At 50.3% G+C, this 3593-nt stretch carries 5 protein-coding genes; all 5 read right to left on the reverse strand.

Translation table 11 applies throughout. From position 1 onward, the window contains the following. Positions 1 to 158 precede the first annotated feature (158 nt). On the reverse strand, positions 159 to 368 hold the full coding sequence (locus Q0256_RS04625) for a hypothetical protein (protein WP_297960491.1): 210 nt from the start codon (positions 366 to 368) through the stop codon (positions 159 to 161). A 130-nt stretch (positions 369 to 498) separates the two neighbouring features. Next, a complete protein-coding gene (locus Q0256_RS04630) occupies positions 499 to 876 on the reverse strand; it encodes an EthD domain-containing protein (protein WP_297960494.1) in 378 nt (125 codons plus the stop codon). A 445-nt stretch (positions 877 to 1321) separates the two neighbouring features. Beyond that, positions 1322 to 1714 (reverse strand): Holliday junction resolvase RuvX, encoded by a 393-nt coding sequence (ruvX, locus tag Q0256_RS04635; protein WP_297960499.1) that lies wholly within the window; start codon positions 1712 to 1714, stop codon positions 1322 to 1324. A gap of 833 nt (positions 1715 to 2547) precedes the next feature. Then, positions 2548 to 3336, reverse strand: a complete 789-nt coding sequence (locus Q0256_RS04640; RefSeq protein ID WP_297960502.1) for a DNA-processing protein DprA — start codon at positions 3334 to 3336, stop codon at positions 2548 to 2550. Further along, positions 3320 to 3593, reverse strand: a 274-nt coding sequence (locus Q0256_RS04645) for a divergent polysaccharide deacetylase family protein (RefSeq protein ID WP_297960505.1), incomplete at its 5' end; no start/stop codon positions are given. The genes Q0256_RS04640 and Q0256_RS04645, both read right to left, overlap by 17 nt.

A 3593-nucleotide genomic window follows, 5' to 3' on the forward strand; every position in this document is an offset into this window, starting at 1 on the left:
TTTAATCCTTTAGGTCTAAAACGCCTACAGCCCTACGATGACGATTTATTAAAGCGGATTTCACGCGTAAAATATTTTTGTTGCATACCAAGCCCGCGACAAGCATCTTGCCACGCCCTAGAAAACTTTTGAAAATTTCGCATTGCTGCTTAAAAATTTTAAAAAATTTTATGCCACCACCCTTTAAGTTTTATCTTAGAAATAGGCTTTTCTATGCCAAAATCGCAAGCGTAATGCGTCTTTAGGCGTTTTGGCTCAATACCCAGGATTCTTAGATCGCACCACTTAGATATATGAGCCTTAAAATAATTTAGGCCGCGCAGTATCTGTATCGCGCATGTAAATTTCATCATGTAAGCCGCACCCACACATCATCCATGAGCACTATATTTGCCGCGATTCCGCGCGCCGTATCCAAAGCGTATCGGCTGCGAACGATAAATTTCCGCCTCTTACCGCCTGTGCGATCCATAAAATTTTATCATTTCAGCTTTACATTTACGCTTCCTTGGCACCGAATTCTATCACAGCCTCTTCATCGCCGAACCACATCACGGAGTTTTTCATATCGCAAAACCTCGCCTCATCCACCATCAGCTCCGCTAACACCGCTCGCGCCGCCTCGCTGTTTCGCGCATCCGCAAACGCCTGCACGCTCTCATACCACAACTCGCCCATCGCATCGTAGTCAAACGCCGCCGTCTCGCGCCTGGTGCTCTGTCCCTCTGGAAAGACGGGCATAGTTTTTGCATAGCGGACGATATTTAGTGCCTTTTGATTAGCCAAAACCTTTTGTGAATGCGCCGCCCAGTGTACCACAAACTCCTGCTGCGTGATACCCGGCGCTTTTTTTACCAACATCGTGATCTTAAACATAACCGCTCCCTAAATGAAATTTATCGCAAAATTTGCGTCCTATTCTATGATGCATCCGCGTTTTTGCAATTTTGCTTAGTGTTCTTTGCATCTAAATAGACCTTGAAAAAACTTAAATAGCAGCCGTGCGCGCGAGCACAAATCGCCAAAATGCATAAACCTCACTACTTAAAGTTCAAACCGCCGTCAATCTCGCTCGGTTTAACCGCCTAAAGCGTCATTTACAGCTGCCGCCAAAATAAATTCCGCAGACTCTTTGCGGATAAAGCAAAATTATATCAAACTTTAGCGGACGATGAAATTTTACCGACTTTCGGCGCGCATAAATTCCGTCTATTTTAGGCGAGCGAGTAAAATTCTGCGGCCTTTCAAACGGCGACAAAATAGACGAGCGACGATTTTCCTCTTGCGTCGCCGCGTGCAAATTACGTTGCTACGCATGCGCCTAGCCCTTGCTCGATAAAAACCTCTGCAAAATTATCGTCGCGGCGATGCTATCAAAGCGCGGATCCTTGCCGCCGCCTTTAGCGCCTTTGCTCGCAAACTCCGCCGCTTCGGCGCTCGAAAAGCTCTCATCTTGAAATTTTATCTCGCCGTCAAAATCTAGCAGCGAGGCGAAGTGGCGTATGCGCCTGCTCATCTCCTCCTCGCTCGCCCCGCCGCGCGGCACGCCCAGCACGAGCACGCTGGCGCCCTTTTCGCGCAGCAGTTCGCTTAGCTCGCGCGCGGCTTGGGTGCGGTTTTTGCGCAGGATCGGCTCGCACGGAAGCGGCGTCTTATCATCCGGTGCCGCCGCCACGCCGATACGTTTAAGCCCAAGATCGATCGCAACTATCAAAATTTATCCTTTGCTAACATCAAATTTTGCGGAATTCCGCTATTAAAATTCTATCGCCGAAATTCCGCGATCGGAATTTCATAGCTAAATTTTATCGCAGAATTTAGCTATGAAATTTATGAAATTTTATACGAAATTGACACAAATTTCACTCGCTTGCGCCGCTTGCGAGCCTATTAAATTTAGCGTGCTGCAAGCTTCAAATTTTAAAATTTCGATCGCCGCACCTGGCAGGTACATCCGCACTGAGTCCGCGTGAGCTGCACGTAAGCGACACCCAAACTCACGGCGGGCATAAATCCTGCCGTGCAGGTGCCGGACGTGCAACCAACCCACCCCACGTAAAACCAAAATTTTAAAGCAAACCCGCACTCACGCGACGGAGCAGATACAAGTCCCTACGCTTTATAACTCGTAAAATTTTGCTGCTGCGATCAAAATTTTTCCTTGCGGCAAATTTAGCCTACCACACTCGCGCTGAAATCCGCAGCCAAATTTACCCGCAAAAATTTAGCACGATAGGCAAACAAACATTTAAACGCTATTTAAGAAAATTTCATGCATTTTAACGCTTAAATTCCGCACTGCAAAGTCTTTATAGATCGCGAGAAGCATTCACAAACCGATCATTACCGCAAGCGGAGGCAAGCGGCGCTGCACAAAAACAAGCCGCGCGGGTTTGTTTTAAGCTCTAGTGCGACTCGCGGAAAGTAAAATTTTACCGAGCCGCCTTTTTCTAAATTTAAACTCAGGCCGCGCAGACTACGCGCCGTGCAAACAAGCCGTACCGGCAAGCGGTGCGCAAGTCATAGCGAGCAAACGCCGCTCATCAGCTATTTTGCCACTATCTTTGCGCCTAAAATTTCGATCCTGCCTTCAAGCTCGTATTCGTAAATTTTATCGCCGAAGCGCTCGATCGCCGCTTGCAGATCGGAATTTAGCGCTAAAAATTCCATCACCTCATCCTGCGCGCGCTCAGTGTTTTGCGGCGTCTGCGGAGCCAAAGAGGCGACAAACTCGCCAAAATCCGCGATCAGTCGCGCCTGAGATTTTGCGAGCAGATCGTTCGTGCCTGCGCTCTCGTCCATTCGGTGCGGCAGCACATACACTGGCACGCCCATCTCACGAGCCAGGCGCGCGCTTTGCAACGAACCGCTGCGGGGCTCTGCTTGAGCGACTACGAGCGCCTCGGACAGCGCTACGACGATGCGGTTGCGCTGCAAAAACTGAAATCCGCGCGCGCTCACGCCGTCCTCATACTCGCTAAGCGCGAGACTGCGTTCGTAAATTTTGCCGATCATGGCGGCGTTTTGCGCGGGATAAATTTGATCAAGGCCGTTGCCAAAAACCGCGATCGTGTTTGGAAACGCCCCTTCGTGCGCGGCTATGTCGCAGCCGATCGCCGCGCCGCTTACGACGCAAAAGTCCGCATCGCTCAAAGCGCGCGCGAGGCGCAGGATCAAATTTTTAGTATAAACGCTCATCTTGCGCGAGCCCACAATCGAGATGCGGCGCTTTTGTAACATCGCCGGCTCGCCCCTAAAATACAGCTGCGCGGGCTCGCTCGCACCGAGCCTTGCTAGGCTTGGAATTTTAAAACCGAGCTCACTCGTAGTACTCATAAATTTCGTCCAAATAGACCAAATCGACCTCGCCTAGGATGTCGGCGCTGTTTGCAAGCGCGCGCAGAGTGGAGCTTTTGGGATGGCCGATAGCGATGGCGTAACCCTGCTTTTTAGCAAGCGCGACGGCTTCGCGCAGCTTTTTGCGCACCGCGGCGACGCTGTTTTGATTATCTAAAAACACATCGCGATGCACGTATCGCATGCCGAGCCCATTCATCGCCGCCTTAGCCTTGGTAGCGGGGCTCGTGCGTGAG

Origin of the sequence: uncultured Campylobacter sp., assembly GCF_937949835.1 — a bacterium.
Lineage (GTDB): Bacteria > Campylobacterota > Campylobacteria > Campylobacterales > Campylobacteraceae > Campylobacter_B.